12 protein-coding genes are annotated in these 20,877 nt (G+C 47.1%); all 12 read right to left on the reverse strand.

Translation table 11 applies throughout. The features are described 5' to 3' along the window. Positions 1-44: 44 nt before the first annotated feature. Entirely contained in the window at positions 45-1,247 is a 1,203-nt protein-coding gene (gene metK / locus AC0YNX_RS19065; RefSeq protein WP_475817295.1) for a methionine adenosyltransferase, read from the reverse strand. A 227-nt stretch (positions 1,248-1,474) separates the two neighbouring features. Beyond that, positions 1,475-1,750 (reverse strand): alpha/beta-type small acid-soluble spore protein, encoded by a 276-nt coding sequence (locus tag AC0YNX_RS19070; RefSeq protein WP_090575427.1) that lies wholly within the window; start codon positions 1,748-1,750, stop codon positions 1,475-1,477. 92 nt (positions 1,751-1,842) lie between these two features. After that, positions 1,843-2,394, reverse strand: a complete 552-nt coding sequence (locus AC0YNX_RS19075; protein ID WP_475817296.1) for a hypothetical protein — start codon at positions 2,392-2,394, stop codon at positions 1,843-1,845. A 70-nt stretch (positions 2,395-2,464) separates the two neighbouring features. After that, on the reverse strand, positions 2,465-5,365 hold the full coding sequence (locus tag AC0YNX_RS19080) for a hypothetical protein (protein ID WP_475817297.1): 2,901 nt from the start codon (positions 5,363-5,365) through the stop codon (positions 2,465-2,467). A 197-nt stretch (positions 5,366-5,562) separates the two neighbouring features. Next, positions 5,563-8,292: an S-layer homology domain-containing protein gene (locus tag AC0YNX_RS19085; protein WP_475817298.1), complete on the reverse strand. Its 2,730-nt coding sequence runs from the start codon at positions 8,290-8,292 to the stop codon at positions 5,563-5,565. A gap of 505 nt (positions 8,293-8,797) precedes the next feature. Then, positions 8,798-12,877 (reverse strand): S-layer homology domain-containing protein, encoded by a 4,080-nt coding sequence (locus AC0YNX_RS19090; protein ID WP_475817299.1) that lies wholly within the window; start codon positions 12,875-12,877, stop codon positions 8,798-8,800. Between the two features lie 174 nt (positions 12,878-13,051). Further along, entirely contained in the window at positions 13,052-14,185 is a 1,134-nt protein-coding gene (locus AC0YNX_RS19095; protein ID WP_475817300.1) for a glycosyltransferase family 4 protein, read from the reverse strand. 229 nt (positions 14,186-14,414) lie between these two features. Beyond that, positions 14,415-15,602 carry a polysaccharide pyruvyl transferase CsaB gene (csaB, locus tag AC0YNX_RS19100; protein WP_475817301.1) on the reverse strand — a complete coding sequence of 396 codons (1,188 nt, stop codon included), beginning with the start codon at positions 15,600-15,602 and terminating at the stop codon, positions 14,415-14,417. Then, complete coding sequence (locus tag AC0YNX_RS19105) at positions 15,551-17,662, reverse strand: DUF5693 family protein (RefSeq protein ID WP_475817302.1); 2,112 nt, start codon at positions 17,660-17,662, stop codon at positions 15,551-15,553. Before AC0YNX_RS19105 ends, csaB begins: the two co-directional genes overlap by 52 nt. 25 nt (positions 17,663-17,687) lie before the next feature. Then, the gene (locus tag AC0YNX_RS19110) at positions 17,688-19,391 is read right to left on the reverse strand and encodes a phospho-sugar mutase (protein ID WP_475817303.1); all 1,704 of its coding nucleotides are present in this window, start codon (positions 19,389-19,391) and stop codon (positions 17,688-17,690) included. Between the two features lie 54 nt (positions 19,392-19,445). After that, positions 19,446-19,874, reverse strand: coding sequence for a 3-hydroxyacyl-ACP dehydratase FabZ (fabZ, locus tag AC0YNX_RS19115; RefSeq protein WP_132486784.1), 429 nt, complete (start codon positions 19,872-19,874; stop codon positions 19,446-19,448). Positions 19,875-20,026: 152 nt separating this feature from the next. After that, entirely contained in the window at positions 20,027-20,608 is a 582-nt protein-coding gene (locus AC0YNX_RS19120; protein WP_475817304.1) for a CDP-alcohol phosphatidyltransferase family protein, read from the reverse strand. Positions 20,609-20,877 lie beyond the last annotated feature (269 nt).

Genomic DNA, 20,877 nt, shown 5'->3' on the forward strand with positions numbered 1-20,877 from the left:
AAACCGCCCCTGCAAGCAGAGACGGTTTCATCAGTTCATTATAATTAGCGCAGTGCGTCAGCTTTCAGCTTATCCGCTTTGTCAACGCGCTCCCAAGGAGCATCGATGTCTGTGCGGCCGAAGTGACCGTAAGCAGCTGTTTTGCTGTAAATTGGGCGACGAAGGTCAAGCATCTTGATGATGCCCGCTGGACGAAGATCGAAGTTGTTCTTGATCACTTCAACAAGTACTTCTTCATCTACTTTGCCTGTGCCATAAGTGTCCACGTTGATGGAAACCGGATTTGCTACGCCGATTGCGTAAGCAAGCTGAATTTCGCATTTGTCTGCAAGACCTGCAGCAACGATGTTCTTCGCAACATAGCGTGCTGCGTATGCTGCGGAACGGTCAACTTTAGTTGGATCCTTACCGGAGAAAGCACCGCCGCCGTGACGAGCGTAACCGCCGTACGTATCAACGATGATCTTACGGCCAGTCAAACCAGCGTCACCTTGCGGTCCGCCGATTACGAAACGGCCAGTTGGGTTGATGAAGTATTTAGTCTCTTCATCCAGCCACTCTGCAGGAACAACTGGTGCGATAACGTGCTTGCGAATGTCCGCTTGGATTTGCTCCAGCGTAACTTCTTCCGCGTGCTGTGTCGAAACAACTATAGCATCGACGCGTTTCGGCAAGCCGTCAACGTACTCGATTGTTACTTGTGTCTTACCGTCCGGACGGAGGTACTCAAGCGTACCGTTCTTACGAACTTCCGCCAATTGACGCGAAATGCGGTGCGCCAATGCGATTGGAAGGGGCATAAGCTCAGGTGTTTCGTTGGATGCGAAACCAAACATCAAGCCTTGGTCGCCTGCACCGATATCTTCGTTCTCTTGACGAACGTCTACACCATCACGGGTTTCAAGCGCAGCGTTGACGCCTTGCGCGATGTCCGCGGATTGTTCATTAAGGGAAGTAAGAACGGCACAAGTGCTGGAGTCAAAGCCGTATTTTGCACGCGTATAACCAATTTCCTTGATTGTACGGCGAACGATCGACGGGATATCGACATAATCCGCTTTCGTGCTGATCTCACCAATAACAAGTACCAAACCTGTTGCAACGGATACTTCACATGCTACGCGCGCGTAAGGATCTACCTCAAGAAAGGCATCCAATACCGCATCGGAAATTTGGTCACATATCTTATCCGGATGGCCTTCAGTAACGGACTCCGATGTGAACAAATGACGTCCTTTAAGTGACATCTAATCTCAACCTCCTACAGCTTTCAAAATTGTTAAGTATGATGCATATAATGCACAATTTGCTGGGACTCTATAAGAAATCGTTTGTCCCATACGGGATCTAACGCTGAACGTTTCGATTCCAAAAAATGAACCTTTTCCAATGACGGAAAAGGTCTCATTAATTACTCTCTAAAACAGTATGATACCGAAACTGTCGCTTTGTGTCAATGGATACGCGCCGTGCTTCACAAACCTTTCAGAACACGCTCGGCTTCTGCAACCAAGCGTCTTGTCATGCTGCCGCCGATGGAGCCGACATCTCTCGTCGCCATCTGCTCCCAGTTCACATGACCGCTGGCACCTGATCCGCTTGTACCGCCTAATTCTGAAGCAAACTCCGTATCCCCAGAACCAGCTGCATACCCGCCTGATATTAATCCAAGCTCAGCTGCGATCTCATATTTCATTTGGTTCAGCGCTTGTGCACATTCAGGAACAACCTTGCGATTACTTCTGGACATTTATTTAAGCACCTCCTAATGGGATGCTTATATTGTGTGCGGGTTCGGACCATTCGAAGCGGATAACATGTTGTCAGATCGGGTAAAAATAACTACTGCTGGACTTGCATCTCATAATCGCCGCGAACGAGCACGGTCAAAGCGCTTTTCTGTCCGACTTGTGCCGTAACGCCACGTCCGCCCCGCGGAAACAGAATTAGGTGATTATTCGGCACAGGCTTGCCATTCGTAATGTCTTTACCGTCAGTTAGGTCAGAAATTCCATTGCTGTCTGTACTGTAAGCCATTGCCTTACCTGCACGAACGATGAATTCTGCTCCATCCTTCGCCACGAGTCGCTTACCAACAGGAACGGTAACCACTTCTACCTTCTGACCGCCCTTATTCTGTTCGATCTCAGCACGGAACTCGTCAAGTGTCTTCTGCAGCTGCGTATTATCTACCCCGCCTTGCTGCTTCGCCAATTCTGCCTTCACCAAATCGCTAACCTGTTTATCAATGTAGCTCTTCGTTACGACAGGATCGTTAACTGAGCCGGGAACGACGTCGCCTTCAGCGCTAATATTTCGATCATTCGACAATTGCACAACAATACCTAAGCCAACGATGATTGCAGCGATTAAAATGGTAATTCTTAATTTCAAAGCAGTCTGCTCCTCTCAATTTCGCTTGTCTATGAATAAGAATACTAGATTAAGAGGAGCAGTACCAGAATTATCCGTTATCTTGCGCAAACCAATGCAAGTCTTTGGTAGCGATCAAACGTTTGGAATCTCCATAAACATCATAGATATTCAGTTTATAGTTTTTGAAGGACTGAACCTTCTCTAGCAGCTGCGGATCATTGAATTCAACGGTTAGCGGAATAGAAGTACCCTCAGTCAGCGCTGTTTCGCCACTCTCTGCTGTAATGAACGAATATGTCTTGGTATATGTTGCTTTTGAAATATCCTGGTCAATAAACTCAAACATCAGCTTATGTTTGCCTGCAACGATATCATAAGCGTTATTCGTAGAAAGGTCATATTCAAGATTTAATTTAACACCATCTGCTTGAACACCGCTCGAAGCATTAATAACTGCATATAAATCATGAAGACTGAGGTTAAATACGGATACGTTCATATTTTGGAAGTCAGATTTGACAACCGGTTCCGTAGATAGCATTTGGTAAGCAATTGATTTTACTGTAACGAACTCTGATGCTTCGCCTGCACTGTTTGTCGTCACAGGAAGCTTCTCACCTAATATGAGTTTATAGTTATTCTTATTGAATGAATTGGTCAACTTGCCCGACACAGAGAGAAGCACTTTGCCGTTTGGCAATACTTTATCTTTCACTTCAGTAATATCTAGCGGTGCGATTTGACCGGAATCATCCTGAAGATAACCGCCCAGACTCGATATTAGAGCAGAACGCACCTCAAGATTAGTAACTTCTAGCTCCGAGTAGAAGTACTTGGAAGAGTCACTATTGAAGACGTTAGACTGCAGCAATTTTACGGAAGACTTCTTGCCGATATCATTAATTTGATAGAAAGTATTATTATTGTAAACCGGAATTTGACTGACTCCCTGACTAGAGAATCGGAATAAACTAACTGCTGCCTTATCTTGCTGCGGTTTCGTCAACACGAAGCTAATTGACTTCACGGTACTTGTATATGGAATCTTCGTATAAACAACCATGTTGTACGTACCATTCGCTGGAATATTAATAATCTGATCCAATCCTACCGCCGCACTGGTAGTTTCAACTTTCACGCCATCGACAAGGAAGTAACCGCTAAGCGATGGTACTTTCTTAGCTGTATTGCTCTTGTTCGTGATTGTCAAATCAGCCACCAACATATCACTATCAGCCAATGCCGTTCTTTGAATATTGTTCAATTTCACTTGATAATCGGTATCGTAAGTGAATGACGTACCCACATTGCCTTGTTGGTTAGTCGATTTCACTTTATAGCTACCTACCATATAAGCAGCTTCATTATTAGTCGCAGCAGTTTTCACAATTAGCTGTGATGTGCTTAAGTCAACATTCGATGGCAAGTCCCCTGTAAGTACAAAAGACTTCTCGATACCTGGCAGCAGCTGAGCATTCTGTTCCTTCTCATAGTCAAGCGGATAGAGAACATTGTTTTTTGTCTTTAACGAGAATTCCAATGCAGGCTCGGCCATCGCAGTATCTCCCGTGTTCACTGCCGAGAAATCGATTGTCATGCTCGAAGTGTCATCATTCTGATCAACTACTGCGCTATTCATCGTTGTGCTGATAGGCTGTCCGCCTATGTAAACCACCTTATTCTTACCGTACTCAACAGCTGGAGCAGCAGTTAGCGTTGGAAGACGGAATGCGCCGATTGGGAAAGATGCTTGTGTCTGCGCATCTTTACTCGCAACGATCAATGACACATTCTTACCAGCAATTGTTATAGGTAACAGCGTTTGCAGTGTTATTACTTTTCTTTCCTTCGGCTGCAGAGTAACGTCAGCTAAGGATGAAGTATTCACATCGAATTCGGAATAACTATCGGTCTGAAGAGTTAAACCTAAGTTCGACAATTTCAGACTGCTCGAACCTACATTTTCAAGCAGGAAACTACTGGTTACATATACATTATTCCGATCAGTTGTTACAAACGATTGTTTGAGGGCGCCCTTCACCTTCGTATTGTTCAACAGCATAACCAGTGGCTTGTACGGAACCACTTTACCTGATTTATCTATATTCGTGCCTCCAGCTGCATTTAATGCAGACATACGAAATGCACCGATAGGCAATGTAACTTGATCTGGCTCACTCTTAGTCGAAACAATCAATGTTACCGTTTTACCATAAGCGGCCTTAGGCAGCTTTGTTTGCATAGTTACTGTTTTTTGATCATTGGGCTGCAATGTCACATCAGCAAGAGAAGAATTATTCACATCATAGACGGAATAACTATCTGTTTGAATGGAGAAATTAAGATTGGACAGCTTGGCGCTGCTTGAACCGACATTCTCAATCAGAAAACTTGTCGTAACATAAACATAATTCTGATCTGTAGTCACATAGGATTGTGTAACGTGACCTTTGAGCTTGGCGTTATTCAAAACCATAACCTTAGATTGATTCGGCGCTGCAGTTGCAGTTGAACTGCTCTGAGCCTTGAGAGAACCTAGATTGCGTTCATATGTACTTGAAGTGAAATCCCACTTGATAATATTAAATGTAATATCCGATAACTTCGTTTGATTATCAACTACAGCGAAGTAGGTGACATTCGTAGAAGATTTCGGAGCAAGCGTTTTCTTATTCTTATCCGCGTCGGAAATGGTCGTCTTAAATACTTTGCCGCCCTTTCCAATCGCCTTGATCCAATAATCGGTAAGATCCATCTCTTGTGATCCATTATTCGAGATGGTTGCTGTAAATGCCAATACGAGCCCTTTATCTTGCATCAACAGGTTGGCACTCTGTACCGATAAGGTACTCGTAGAACTTAAATGCACATACTGGTTAGCTGCAGCGGCCTCTACAATATTTGGTCGTAGCCCAGGTGCATGTGTCTGCAAGAGCAGTGCAGCTGCCGAAATAGCTACAAAACCAGTTTTCACGAGTTTAAAACCCATTCAAAATTCCTCCTAAAGCGTTCTAATAGAACTGACGATTATGGAGCCAGTTTTGTTTTACTTTTATCAACTATTTTTTCAGTCTACACCATCTAAGTGAATACCATGTGAAGGCTAGTGAAATATTATAGAAAAAACCCAACGCATAGCGTTGGGTTTTCTCTTCTCTTAGCTGTTAGGCTATGAGTTTCAATCAATTATTGAACTTTAACTGTTACGGAACCTACAATACCGTTCTTAGTGATGTAGGAGATAGTTGCTACACCGTCTACTGCGAATGTAGTTACTGTACCGTTTGCAGCTACATCAGCAATTGTTTTGTCGGAAGTAGCCCATTTACCAGCACCAGCTGCTGCTGCAGTTACATCTACGCCGTATTGATCTTTAACAACAAGATCAGCTGCGATTGTAGTGTCTGTATCAGCGTTAGTCAGGGAAATGCCTGTGTTGTCGAACTCAACGCTCTTCGCAACTGGAGCTGCGTCAGAAGCAGTTACTTTCAGTTCAGCCAACTTAGTAGCGCCATTGTAAACTGCGATTGTCGACTCACCTTTAGCGCTAGCGTAGATAGTCGAAGCATTTACACCAACAACAGACAGATCGCTCGAAGTAACCGAAGTTACAAATTGAGTTTGATCGATTGCAACTTTCTTGCCGTCGCTTGTTTTACCGCTCACTGCTACATCAACACCATAGTCGCCACCAGTGTTAGCATCAGTGAAAGTATCATTCGCATACAGCGTACCAATGGAATCAATCGAGAATGCTGTTACTTTATCATTTTTGATAACTGTAACTTTTTGCTCGAGAGTAGAACCAGCAATTGCAGTACCACCGTTTGCGAGACCAATAACAATCGTTGTAGTACCTTCTGCTGCACCAGTAATGTTAGCACCAGCTACAGTTGTAGCAGTGTCCGCAGGTGTTTTCTCAGCTACTGTCAATGCGTAACCAGCTGGCAGCGAAGACATTGTACGACCGTAGTTATCAACAACTTTAACGCTGTCAAGATCTACTGTGTCAGTACCGCCGATTGCATAAAGAGTTGCAAGGTCTTTCAGACCAGCTACTTTCTTAGGAGTAGCTTGTTCTTTAATGTCTACTGTTACTTGGCTTGCGATTTGGCCGCCAACCCAAGCGTAGATCACTGTGGAACCATCTTTAGTGTCGTCAACTCCGAAGTTCAGAGTCAATTCACCTTTGCTGTTCCAGCTAGGAGTTACAGCGCCGCCACGGTTAGTTGTGAACGTCACTTGCTCATTGTTGGAAGCTTTTGCGAAGTCGCCTTTAGTAAGTGCAGCGCCATAGTTGTCAGATGCAGCAAAGTTAAATGTAGCATCTTCGCCTTGTGCTACAAGTGCACCAGGACCTTGAAGTTGGAACTTGCCAACTTTAGTAACATCGTCAACTTTAACAGTTACGGAAGTCGAAGCACCGGACTTAGCGTTAACTGCTGTGATTACAGCTGTTCCTGCATCACCAGCAGTAAATGTCAACACACCATCAGTAAGTTCAATGCTGTTAGCATCAATGATGTCATTGTTGCTCGAGATGAATTGAATGTCGTCGAATTGTACTACATTGTCAGTTTGGTCTGCGTCAGTAGTTTTTTCGGACAACACGTATTTGTTACCAGTCGAATCTACGAAAGTATAAGGAAGTACGAGATCCTCATCGCCAGAAGTGATACGAGTAGAACCTTCAAGAGGCTTCACTGTGTCAAGTTTCATCGACACGATCGCGCTAGCATCACTTGCTTTGAACGATTTAGTTGCAGTTACGCCAGTGTCAGGGTTAGTTACAGTAACGATGATAACATCGTCTTTCTCAACGCCTGCAGTTTTGTAATCTACAGTGTAATCGCTATCTGCAGAAAGTCTAACAGCTGAATCTGTACCATCAACAACATTGATGCTCAGGTTTGGATTCTCAACAGCTTTACCAAATTGGTTCAGTGCTTTGATACCCAAGCTTTGGTTGTCAGCAATAACAACCGATGTAGCACCGATCTCGATTTTGGAGATTACTGCGTTTGCAACTGTTACTTTAACTGCTGCAGCATCATTAACGCTAACGTTGTAGTCGCCAGCTGGCAGGTAAGTAGCATCAATTACAACGGATTTCTTGTCAGTAGCTACAGTTGTAGTTACTGTGTAGTCAACATCGTCTTTCTTAACCGAGATCTTCACAGCTTTTTCTTCATCTGCAGTCAAAGCACGGTTATATTCAACAGTGATTTGGTTCTCGTCAGATTGTGCGATTTTTGCAACTGTAAGAGCTGCATCAGCAGGTTTTGCAAGCGTGTAAGCCACGTTTACAAGCGTCTCACGAACTGCGTTGGATTTATAAGTGCTGGACTCTTGAATGAAGCCTGCTTTGATAGCTGCTGCTACATAAGCTTTAGCCCATGCAGAAACTTCGCCAACAACAGTTGCGTTCTCATCAAGAGGCAATTTTGCGAACAAGTCAGCTACTTTAGCGATTTGCTCAGTTGTTACTTTACCGGATGGACCGAATTTGCCGCCGCCAAGACCGTTAAGAAGGCCAGCTTTAGTTGCAGCGCCGATGTAACCAGCTGCCCAGTGAGTAGCTGCTACGTCGGAGTATTGAGCAGCTGTTGCGTCTGGAGTCAGACCAGCTACCAGTGTAAGTACTTTCGCGAACTCAGCGCGAGTCATTTCTTTGTCAAGGCCTGCGGAACCATCCGGGAAGCCGTTGAAGATACCCGCTGCTTTAAGTGCGTCAAACTTTTCTTGTGGCGTCAACGCTGGAGCGTTGTCAGCGAATGCTACAGATGCTGTTGTAAGAGTCATAGCTGCTGCTACGATCAGGGATAAACTTTTTTTCATAACCTTTTTGTCTCCTCCTCTAAATACCTTTGGTTCTTGAGAGTTTTGTTTAGAATATAGTTTGCTCGTTTGTCTCATTGGCCGATTCACCCCCTTTCACGAGTTGAGCAGAGTTAGTATAAATAATGTCTGCAATTGCGTCCTTGTAGGAACTTGTCGCAGAAACTTGTAAACTGATGAAAGCATGAAAAATTTGGTAGAGTCTAAACACCACTTTAACATTATACAATGGGTGTTTCCTAGCGTAAAGAGCAATTTCATAATTAGTTCCAAAAGCTCTTATCTTGCTAGGATCGCTTCCGTTGTGCCATGTTCATGTATTTAAACGCACTGTGTTCGGAAAAGTTGCGCTCTCTTTGAAAAAAGTTTTACTTTTTTTCGGCAACGTTACGATTCCGACTCTGTCGTTATGTATCATGAACTAGGACAACTTGTCTACCACGTCTCTTATTATAGACCGAATGTCCTATATTCGTCATCAAGGAACATTTGCCATGTAAAGATAACTCTAGCAAGGCTTAGAAGTGCTTCTAAGAACATGAAGACTGCCCGGGAATATCCCGGGCAGTCTTCTGTCACCAGATTAGTTCATTTTAGGAAGACGCTTCAGATCTGCTAGCACTTTACCTAGAATAATGGCTGCATCGGAGCGTAGAAGACTGGATTGCGGCTCAAATGCGAAGCCCTTCTTAGGATCCTTCGAATCGAGTGGTGCCCCTTGAATGTAGCCCTTCTTCGCAATCGCCGAAACAGAGGCTCTTGCGTAGTAATCGACCTCGCTGTAATCCTTGAACTGCTTCTCAAGCGCTTTATTAATCTTCGTTGCATCCGTATCGAGCTTCGTGTTAAGTGCTCTTGCTAGAATAACAGCTGCTTCCTGACGAGACAAGTTATCGGATGGCGAGAAAGTACGCGGCTGTTTGCCTCGAATAATACCTTCGCGTGCAGCCGTTTCTACATAACGATAATCCCATAACGCATCCGGATTGATAATAGAAGGTACATCATCAAAGTGGGACTTGCCTAGCTCATAGTTGAGAGGTACATCAAGAGCCTTAACAAGCATACGCGCAAACTCACCACGGGATACGTAGATGTTCGCGCCGAACTCATCAAGTCCAGCCGAGTTCATAACACCTTTTGCATACATCGCTTCCAAGTAGTTGCGTGCATATGGATGATCACTTACGTCGTTGAAGCCATATACCATCTTCGCGACAACGTAGTAACCGAACTGAGTGAATGGTACTGTGACGGTATTCTTCTTGGTGTCGACAACACCGCCAAGGTTCTCCCAGTACTTGTTCTTCACGTCATAACGATAAACGGTAATAATCGTACCAATCGAGTTTCTCATGCTTGGATCAAAGGCCAAAGTAAGAGAACCGATCTTCGAGGTAACGAGCTCACGATCGTCCGGTCGCTCATCATAGGTTGGAAGCTTAGTACCGTAAGTACCTGTTGCTCCTGGGAACTGATATGGGTCCACGCCTGTTGTTTGCGGATCATACTTATCAGCGGAGCTCATGTCATCCGCCATACCGGCATCGATCCAGTAAACTGGACTTGCTTTCGTAAAGCGGGTCGGGAACGAGTATTTAAATCTCGTGCCGAAGCTCTCCAAGATTTTATCGAAGTTGCTCGGCAAAGTTTCAAATTCGTGACGATCAACTACACCGTCTTCGCCATTAGCAATGGCGAACAGAAGCTTATGGCCTGTGTAAACCTGAGTCTTGTACTTATCTGGCACGTTATAATCGCTGCGTGTTAATGTAGTCCCTTTCGGGAATGTTAGTGACAGCGCATTATCAAACACTTTATGCGAATTCTTCATGAGCTGCATCAATTCTGCCCCTGGAATGTTCGTAGGGGAATACGTGATGTTGAAGTAATCCGTTGTTTTGTCATTCTTACTCTGTAGCGTGAAGCTGATCTTATTAACGCCAGGCTTTAAATCTTCTATGACAGCACGGAATGCATCATAATCAGCACCGTTCACGCCGCCGCTATTGTCAGCGTCATATTTGATCTTATCAGCCGTTACTTTATTAATAACAACCGAATCTGCGCTTGGCGCTTTAATAATAACTTCAACGAAATTTTGGTTAATAATCGCTTTAGTCGGCAGCAACGGACGAATAATGTCATACGGCAATGATGTCGGGTCAACTTCCATTCGGTAACTTGCACGCGGACCTGCTAGACCACTGTTGTACACGTAGAAGTTATACACGCTTGAGCTGCCATTCGTGCTTAGTGGCTGTGTCGGCAATGTAAACGTAAAGATCTGCGTATGAAGATCGTAACTTACCGATATGCCCGCTACAACCGCACCTTGGTTCTCCGTCGAGCTGATCGTTGGATTCGTACTATCGTAAATATGCAGTTCTTTCGATAGATCCCACTGAATGCCATTAGCTGCAGGGTTTGTGCTATCGATTTTGAGAATATAGTCTTGCTTGTTAGCAAGCGCGCTCAAATTGCCTTGAGCCGTGGTTAGAACAGTGCCCAAATCCAAGAAGTCGAACGTACCGAATACTTTCATCTGCGATTTCTTCGTTGTATAGATGCTTCCTTCTAACGGAAATCCAGGATCCTCCGGTAGTGGAGTCAAGTTCTCAACGCTGTAAGGATAGATTCCTACGCTATCCTTCGCTGGGATCTCCGGCAAGTTCGTCGGATTCAGATAAATTTTGATCGTTTTCTCATACGAGGATTTGGTGCCTCGATATACGAATCGAATATTGTTCTCGCCAGTGATAAGTGCATTCATAATATCATCACTATATCCAGCACCGTTAATATTCTTAGCAGTGAAATCCGCTGCTGTAGCGCCATTTTGTTTTAACGGAATTGGCGTGTTATTCACGTATAAGAATACGGTCTGCGGTCCCGCTGTAGAATCGAACCGAAGATCGGAGACATTAGTGATGTTATCCAAATGTCCTGATAAGTTGTCAAGGTTATCGAGTACGATACTTTTCTTTCTGGTACTTGATGTTGTATCATCTGCGATATTCATACCATCGTAGGCCTTGGAATAATTCACATACGGCCCGAACAAAAGCGTCATCTTCGCTGTACCTGCAACAGTGCTACCAAGCGAGAATTCCATCGTTTGCGTTCCTTCAAACGGCATCTTCGACACTTCCATTACGACTCGGTGGAACGTTGTTGGTACGCCGTCAATGGTTTTAACAACAGTACTTGTTGGCGCATTTTTATTTGTCCAAGCAAATTTACCTGTCAAATCTGTAGCATTCAGACGATTCCCGGATACATCGGTGATTCCACTGACGGTGATATTGGCATTAGGAGTACTTTCATTGCCGATTAGAAGTTCAATCGCGTATGGCATCGAATAGAGATTCTTACCATCCAATGCTACACCTTCAATTGAATCAAAAGATGTATTCGCCTTATAACCAGGCAGATAGTTAATCTGATAGATATAAGGGGCTGAGCCATTCAATACTTCAAAATTAAAGTCTGCGCCTTCTTCAATCAACCCGTTGGATAAATAGGTCTTTTCTTCGTTCTTCGCAGTCAATGTCAATCTATACTTATCAAAACCTAACTGAGCTGTGGCAGCTGGAATTGTGAAGTTATAGATATAGAAGGAGTCATTCTTATCCGGCGTCCCGGGCAAGCCCTCCCATTTGGCATCAACCTGATTACTACTCGTTATACCAGTATCTAAATTCTTCAAATCAAGCTTAATCGGAAGCGGTAGGCTCGCATTGGGATGCGGATCTAGCGTGCCATCGGCTGGGGTATTGTCAAAGAGTTTGTTCGGAACAATTACCGAACCTGTGATCATCGCTTTATTCACAGCCGAAGCTAGAAACTTCGGATTATATTCTAATGCACTTGAATTCGTGCCCTCTTTGATGTTGACATCATAGAACGTAACGTCCCCATTATAGAATGCAATTTCTCTTGTTGTTTCAATGATTTGGTTTTGGTTAGAAACACGGATAGTAACCATGTTCTTACCCTTTAATAGATGAATCGGGGACGCAGCAAAGGAGTTATTGTTCGTGCTATTGACAGCATAGGTGCGGCTGCTGCCATTCACAATAACTGTAACTTGGCTCGAGTTCGGCGCGTTACCCGTTATGCTGATGTCCGCAGATGTACGGCCACGTGAAAATTGCGACTCTACAACCGTCGTACCAGTCTCTTTAATCGGGAAGTTATTCCCGTCAAGGCTTGCCGTCAGATTATAGAACAGAGGACCATTGCGGTAGTCCACATAAATAGAGCTTGTTACAATACCTCCACCTTGAACACCTGTGAAAGTAATCCGGTTAATGCCCGGGAAAAGCTGAAGATTGTATACTTGTAGAGACGAACCTGTGACGTATAGATTACTCGTCAGGTTCTCACGTTTATTCGTGACGGTATCCAGTGTAGGATCCGCGTTTCCTTTAGTGATTTGAAATACGCTGTAGGTAATAGACGTCGGGTCAACTCCAGAGATCGAGCCTGTCAAATTAATCCTTTCATCCGATGTAGTTCGCGGCTGCGAAGGAATAGAACTCTCATCAGGAAATACAAAGCTTCCAGCTGGTGCTGCGGTTACTTGCGATGTGCCGAGCGATGGAATCAGCTGGAGGAATAGGGCGAGCATCATTAGAATTATGCCTAGTTTCTTACTCACGGTAAGCCTCCTTCAAAAATGTGAACTGTTTCAGTTTTTTCTGTACCTTAGTTATCGGTTCGAAGCGGAAGAAAGTTTAGGGGAATAGCAAGCAGTAAACTAGTGAAAATTGTAAATTAGACTAAAAAAAGCCTCGGCTCCAATGGGAACCGAGGCTTAAGCTATATTCACAAATTACTTCGAGCGTGATTGTTCTGTGCGAAGAATAATTCGCTGAAGGAAATGAATCACCGGACGTCGGGACTTGTCGACGATACCGATCAGCTCTGCGCCAATCTGAAGAACGAAGACTAGCACGAGGATAACGCCGAACGTCACCCAGTTCGCTGCGTCAGACTGAACGACCGTCGACTGCAGAACCGCGCAAATACCGAAGATCGAAGCAATTCCGTAAATAATTAGAACTGTGCGGCGGTGGCTGAAGCCAAGCTCACGCAGACAGTGATGCAGATGACCTTTGTCCGGCGCGAAGATCGGTTTCTTGTTGACCCAGCGGCGTACGATCGCGAAGAACGTATCCGACAGCGGAACGCCGATAATCAGAAGCGGTGTGACGAACGAAACCATTGTCACCTGCTTGAAGCCAAGCATCGAAAGTGTTGCCAGGGCAAACCCTAGGAATAGCGAACCCGTATCACCCATGAAGATCTTCGCAGGGTGGAAGTTATACACCAAGAATCCGATGACGCCGCCAAGCAGAAGCGTACAAAGAAGAATAACCGGTGCAAAGCCTAAGATTGCAGCCATTACTAGAATTGTTCCGATTGCAATACCGGAAACACCTGCTGCAAGACCGTCCAAGCCGTCAATCAAGTTAATCGCATTCGTTACGCCGACGATCCAGAGAATCGTAAGCGGGATGCTAATCCAGGCCCCAACCGGCTGCATCGCTTCGCCGAACGGGATGTTAACGAGGTCAATCTTAACGCCGAAGCCAAAGACGACGACGCAAGCTGCGATGATCTGACCAAGCAGCTTTACTTTCGCAGAGAGCTCAAAACGGTCGTCGAGTGCGCCGATAATGACGATAATCGAACCGCCGGCCAGCAATGCGTTAATTAATTTAAGATCATAGCTGCGCAAGAGACCTTCCGGAATGAAAGGCTGCAGCGCGAAGTATGCGCCGATAAATGCGCCATATATACCTAGCCCGCCAAGTCGCGGCATTATTCTTGTGTGAACTTTACGATGATTTGGCTTGTCAATTGCCCCAATCTTGTTCGCTAATTTAATGACGAACGGGGTTAATACAAGCGCAAGACATAGTGAAATGATAAATCCGATTGTATACAGAACGACCTGACTCATCTCCATCTCCCTTTCATAGCTATCGCCGGATAGAATTATACGCTGTTTGAAAAAGAAACACCATCCCCATTTTCAAGCAGTTTTCAGGGAATTTCGCCCTTTTCGCCTGCTTGGCCGTGGTTTTCCGACATTTTCTTTCTCTCACAGCACTTTGTCGCTCTTTTTCGGCGGGACTATTGCCTATCGTGTCTGCAATCGCTGCCAGGGAGAAAGAAACTCTACATATTGATTAACGTAAAATCGAAGCGATTTGTTTCGCTGGATCACGCGCTTCTTGTTTCAATTGATCAATTGCAGCTTGATGCTCGCTCCGCCAAGCATCTGGATCGTCGAGAAGCTGGCTGATCGCAGCCACGAATGCTGCTGAATCAAGCGCTTCTGTCGTGCCGACAGGCGTAAGTCCGAGCCGATTCAAGAATTGATCAATCTTCGGATCGTATGAAAGCCCCAGCATCGGCACGGACTGGTTCGCCGCATAGATTAGCGCATGCAGACGCATGCCGAACAAGGCATCGCAGCGGCTGACCTCCAGCAGCATCTGCTGCGGGTCTTCTCCTACTTCGGCGATCTCGGCTACGCTCTCGCCGCCGAGATCGCCGAGCCGTTCGATCACCCATCGCGACGCCTCCGCGTCTGATGGGGTGTGGAACGGCAGGAACCGCAGCCGCACCGCCCGGCTGCGCGCCAGCGCGCCAAGCGCGTCCGCTGCGCGCGCCAGGTCGGCTCCATCCTTGCGCCAATGACGCAAGGACACGCCGACCACTGGCAGCGCCGGCGCCCTTCCAGCAGCCGCTTCGCCAGCTGCTGCAGCCATCTCCGCCGCCGCGCGCTCATGCGGCGGCACAGCCGCTGCCGGGAGCGGCAGCGCCATGACCGGATCAGGCACAACGTTGATCCGGTCACGCGGCACGCCAATCCGCTCGAGCAAAGCGGCGGATTCGGCATCGCGAACAGAAACATACGCGCTGCGGCGCATGACTCCGCGAATCAGCCGGTCCATCCACCGGCGATTCACAGGGCCTATGCCTTGCGCGTATGCAAATGTGGGCTTGCCAAGAAGCTGAGCCAGCTTCATGACGCCCGTATAGTAAGGAATCGACTTGACGCCTGTTGCATCCTGCAGCAGGCTTCCCCCGCCGCTGATGAGACCGTCGCTCGAACGAATGGCGCGCACGATCTCGCCAAGCTTCATGCGATGGACGGCTTCTACGCCGTACATCGCAGTCGTCCCAGCCGGATCGCCGGACAGCACGATAGGCACAATGCGAAGCCCTTGCTTCACGCCTTCTTCCTCGAGCGCGAACAAGATGGACTTCAATACAGCTTCATCTCCGCTATTGTGAAAGCCATAGTAACCGGAAATAACTAAACGCCGGACTTGTAGCCCTGTTTCGCCTGTGCGATTCGTGGTGCCCATCGTTTCCAAACTCCTTCCCCTAGCTGCCAAATACCAATTAGAACCAGACCGATCAGCATGCCCAATACGAGGCCGAGCGCGTCACGGATAAGCGAAATCGGAATCGGCGTATGAATATGAGCGAATGTGTCCACCATGGACAGCTGACCAATTGTGCCTACAATAAACAATACCCACGCCGCGCGATAACGAAGCGCCAGGAATAGCCCTAAGAAGAAGAGCGGGTGCGCCAAGAGGAATTCCTTCGTCCGTGGACGAACCCCGAATGTATTCTCCAGCACGTTACGGAACATCAGCTCAGCAGAGGAAGCGGTGCCTGCATTGCCTGTACGTGACAGGTAATAGAGCGCCATGACGCCCAGCACAGCCGCAACGGCAACCCAAAGCACGGTAATTTGCATGGATAGCAGCTTGCGGATGTTGCTGACCACACTCTCGCCGGTGTACAGGAACAGATAGATCGCCACAAGCGCAATCGGAGCCAGGTGAAGCAGGCTTACGCCGCGGAACTGCTCGAGTACGAGCTGATACGTAATGTTATTGAGCAAACCAACAATAAACGCGATACCGCTTAACGAAATAATCGATGTCATCAGGAATAGCGTAACCGCCATTGTGAAGCGACGTCCTGCGCTCAAGCCTGGGAAGACCCAACGCATGCCGCCATCATTACTGCGGGCATTATCCACTGTACCGCTAACAGCTCTGCGGTTGCCAATGGTATGCGCCCTCACACGGCGAATGGCCCAGATCATAGCGAGCGTCGGTGCACTTATCGCTGCGCCGAGCGCCAAGCCTTGCTCAAACATCGACTTCGACAGCACATACAAACCAGCACTGCCTACAAGTCCGATTGCAAAGACCGGAATCGCAACGCCAGGGATATACATACTAACCAGAAGTGCAATAATCGCAATTGCGCCAAGTGCCGTAACCGCTTTTAACGGCTTATGCCAAGCTGGTGGCGACTCATACTTAAACGGCTGTGCATGATCGACTTTCAAGCCAAGATCATGCATTTTGTCGAGAACGCCGCCTTTATTCTGCATCGTATCGTAGATGTTCTGCATCGGGTCAGTGATTGCCGATTTCGCCGCTTTGCTTATTGGCGATACATTAATGTAGAACATCCGAATGCTGCGGTCCTTCGCGGCCAGGTGGAAGCGGTCCGTAATCTCTTCTGGCTTCATCGAATAGGCGCTTGCTTCCGATAGCGAAAGAAGGCGAACGACATTATAGTGGGTCAGATTGCTTAAAGTAGCCAGACCCTTCTGAGGATTAGAATTCTCAATTGTAACAATTCCAATTCCATGCTTGTTCAAGATGTCTGCAAAAGCGTTCAAGCTGTGCAGCTCGGCATTGTCCGTATACCCTTTTACAGAGTCACCATCGAACAAGATACGGTCTACACCCATCGCTGCATAAGAAGCCATCATCTTGTCCACTTCTGCCGCATCGAACGGAATCCGGTCAGACAATCGAGGTACGATGTTGAGACCCGCGTCCTTAATCATTTGAAGAGCGCTTGGATCCGGCTCCATCGCCTTCAACATCGCGTCCTCAATTGGCGTCTCGAGGATCATGCCTTTGCTTCCGGCATATTCCCAGCTGGAGACGGAGATATCCCACTTACGGAACGTTGATTCAATAATTGAACGAAGTGCCTCATCATCCTTCTCGCTTGCGAACAGGATGTACGTATAGTTCTCGTCGCCGTTCAAAGGCTTGCCTTGCAGCTGCATAGCAGCAGAAGAGGAGTAAAGCGAGAGATGTCCAGCCCAGCTCAGCTCTTGCAGCGACGATTCGAATACAGCCATCGAGTTGATGCCGGCTGCTTTGATATTGTTCAGCTCATCACGAATGTATTGCTGCGGATGAGTTTTGTACGCCGCAACTTGCAGCAGATCTCTATAATCCAGAACAAACTCCACTTGCTTGGAGGTATTCTGATCCTTCCAGCGATCTGCGCCGATTGGCACAGCTGCAAGGACACCCAGTATAGTTAGCACACATAGCACCCATGTTGCTTTACGATTCCATTGAAGCCACTGCTCTCGCACGCCTTCCACTCCTTAATCTCTCTGTTTAAGCCTGATGATCTACACGTTCCATGACAAGCTGCGTCAGACGGGCCACCGCTGATTTCGCCTCCGCCTGTGAGCTCGAACGAACCGCAAAATACACTTTAATCTTCGGCTCTGTACCTGATGGACGCAAACAGAACCATGAACCGTCCTCAAGCAAATATTTCAGCACATTCTCCGGCGGCAGGTCGCCGAGACCCGGCAGATAGTCTTGCACTTGCTTGACACGAATGCCTGCAAGCTCAACCGGGGGATTGCTGCGCCAGTCTTCCATAATTGCAGCGATCTGTTGTACGCCGTCTACACCTTTGAGCGTACGGGATTCCAGATGCTCAAGGTAATTGCCGTGCTTCGCATAGAGTTCATTCAGCACGTCATACAAAGTAAGACCTTTGCTCTTATAATAAGCAGCCGCTTCACTAATCAACATCGAAGCGATAACCGCGTCTTTATCACGCGCATACGTACCCGCCAAATAACCGTAGCTCTCCTCGTATCCAAACAGGAAAGAATGCTCCCCGCTCTGCTCGAACTGGGTCATTTTCTCACCGATATATTTGAAACCGGTCAATGTATTCAACACTTCGGCTCCGTAGGATTCGGCGATATCCGCGCCCATCTCGCTCGTTACGATCGTCTTGATTACAACGCCGTTCGAAGGCAGTTCGCCGCGCTCCTTAAGCGTGCTCAGCAAGTAATTGACCATAATCGCACCGGACTGATTGCCTGTCAGCACGACATATTCCCCTTCGTTATTACGGACAACCGCACCCATCCGGTCGCAATCCGGATCCGTGCCTATAATAATGTCAGCGCCGATCTCCTGGCCGAGCTTGATCGCCAGCGTGAATGCTTCGCGCTCCTCCGGATTCGGAGACTTCACCGTACTGAAGTAGCCGTCAGGCTGCTCCTGCTCCGGTACAATATGTACATTAGATAAGCCTACTTGCTTCAGCACTTCGCGCACCGGCATATTGCCAGCGCCATGCAGCGGCGTATAGACAACCGTCAACGCCTCGCCAAGGCCGTTCTTCAAGCTCTCGCTATTCAAGCTCTGTGCAGCGACCGTCTCAACATACGCGCGATCCTCTGCTTCGCCGAGCCAACGCAGCAAACCCTTCGCTTCCGCTTCTTCACGGCTGATCTTCCGAACTTGATCGAAGCTGCTGATTTGCTGAATTGCAGCGATCACCTGCTCGGCATCTGCCGGCACGAGCTGACAGCCATCAGAGCCATACGCTTTATACCCGTTATATTCCGGCGGATTATGGCTTGCCGTAATGACAATACCGCTTGTCGCGCCAAGTGCGCGCACCGCATAGGACAATTGTGGCGTAGGACGAAGCGCTTTGAATACATGCGCCGTTACTCCATTCGCAGCCAGCACGAGCGCCGCATCCAGCGCAAACTCAGGCGAGTTGTTGCGTGAATCATAGGCAATAACAACCGATGGCGAGCCACCTCTGCTAAGCACCCAATTTGCAAGACCTTGTGTCGCTTTGCCTACCGTGTAGCTGTTCAACCGGTTCGTCCCTGCGCCCATAACGCCGCGCAGACCGCCTGTTCCGAACTCGAGCTCGCGATAGAAGCGATCTTCAATCTCCTTATCGCTGCCCTGCAATGCAGCCAGCTCCTGCTTTGTTACCTCATCAATAAGCGGATCGTTAAGCCATGCTTGATAACGTTCTACTGCCATATGATTCATACGAAAACATCCTCTCTCCACTTAAGATGTCTATTGCAAGAAGGCAGCGAGTGCTTATGCGTCCTTCAGAGCAAACATAATTTCACCTTCGGCTACCACTTTATCGCCAACCTTCGCGACAGCTTGTCCTTTGCCAATCATACCTTTGAGACGCGTAATCTCCACTTCTAGCGTAAGCGTATCTCCAGGGACGACTTGACCTCTGAAACGGAAGTTATCAATGCCGGCGAAGAAGCCGATTTTGCCGCGGTTCTCTTCAACCTTCAGAATGGCTACGCAGCCGACCTGTGCAAGCGCCTCTACGATTAGAACGCCTGGCATAACCGGATATTGCGGGAAATGGCCTGTAAAGAATGGCTCGTTCATCGTTACGTTCTTAATGCCGACAGCACGTTTGCCGTCCTCCACCTCTAGTATCCGGTCCACCAGCAAGAACGGCGGTCGGTGTGGAATAATTTCTTGGATTTGTCTAATATCTAGCATGCAAGGTGACTCCCTTCAGTCAGTTGTAATAAATTACATGGCAATGTGTCACAATAAGCGCATCCTTCACGAAACTGCAGTCGTGGGGGTTAAGATAAGGGAGATTGGCCACTATTGTCCCGCTGGGGCAGCAGTGTCCAGTCTCCTTTTTTTTACAATTTAGCCTGTTTCGAATCGTTCTGCTCTCCGTTCGTTTGAACCGCTCCTATACCCGCCTCTTCGTCTTTATTAAGCGAGACAAACAAAATAATGTAGATAAGCGAGGTCACGAACGAGAACACAATGACGCCCCACAAGTACGTGCGGGCAAACGGCAATTCAAAGAAAATGAATAAAATGGCCAAATAATACAGAATGGTCGTCAACTTGCCCATCCAATTGGCTGGCACCGTCTTCTTCCCCCGAAAGTGAAAGATAGCCGACCCCACAATCATCCCTGCGTCGCGGATAAAGATGGCCGCACCCGCGCTCCATGGAATATGTCCGGTAATAAGCAGCGACAAAATGACCGTAATCATCATCGTCTTGTCTGCAAGCGGATCGAGCATCGAGCCGATCATCGTGACTTGACCGTACTTGCGCGCCAAATAACCGTCTAGGATATCGGTAAGTCCAGCAATGACGATAACAAGAAATGCCCATTTCATATGACCCGATGTATCTGATGCAAATACGGCGATGTAAACGGGAACTAATGCAAATCGAAGCATCGTGAGCAAATTAGGCAAATTCAATCGTTAGGCCCCCTTACCTGGTAACCAATGACGCCTCAGAGATTCTTACCCATTATACCTCTACGCTGGAAAAAATAAAACTATCGCACCCGTGCCTGTATGGCGTATTCCTTACCATTTTGGCCTCTGAAACATATCGCATTCCCTCCAAAAGAACTAAATTTGGAAATGGTGATCTCACACCTTCAAAAAAGCGTCTTTAAAACCGTTAATTAAGAAAGACGCAGCTAAGAATGAACACGAAATTAATGTATTTGGAGGTAGTAACA

Source organism: Paenibacillus sp. J31R98 (assembly GCF_056269245.1).